The 432-nt window shown below is 52.8% G+C and carries 1 rRNA gene; it reads right to left on the bottom strand.

The features are described 5' to 3' along the window. Window positions 1–432, bottom strand: a 16S ribosomal RNA gene (locus FAF44_RS53775); the annotation flags it as partial.

Below are 432 nucleotides of genomic sequence, written 5' to 3'. Positions count from 1 at the left end.
GGGTATCTAATCCTGTTTGCTCCCCACGCTTTCGCGCCTCAGCGTCAGTTGTGAGCCAGATTGCCGCCTTCGCCACCGGTGTTCCTCCAAATATCTACGAATTTCACCTCTACACTTGGAATTCCACAATCCTCTCTCACACTCTAGCCTATACGTATCAAATGCAGGTCCCAGGTTAAGCCCAGGAATTTCACATCTGACTGTATAAGCCGCCTACGCGCCCTTTACGCCCAGTCATTCCGAGTAACGCTAGCCCCCTTCGTATTACCGCGGCTGCTGGCACGAAGTTAGCCGGGGCTTCTTCTATAGGTACCGTCATCATCGTCCCTATCGAAAGTACTTTACAATCCGAAGACCTTCTTCATACACGCGGCATTGCTGGATCAGGGTTGCCCCCATTGTCCAATATTCCCCACTGCAGCCCCCCGTAGG

It is taken from the genome of Nonomuraea sp. MG754425, assembly GCF_021699195.1.
Lineage (GTDB): Bacteria > Actinomycetota > Actinomycetes > Streptosporangiales > Streptosporangiaceae > Nonomuraea.
The sequence above is the reverse complement of the archived record's forward strand: the minus strand, read 5'-3'. Positions and strand labels throughout refer to the sequence as shown.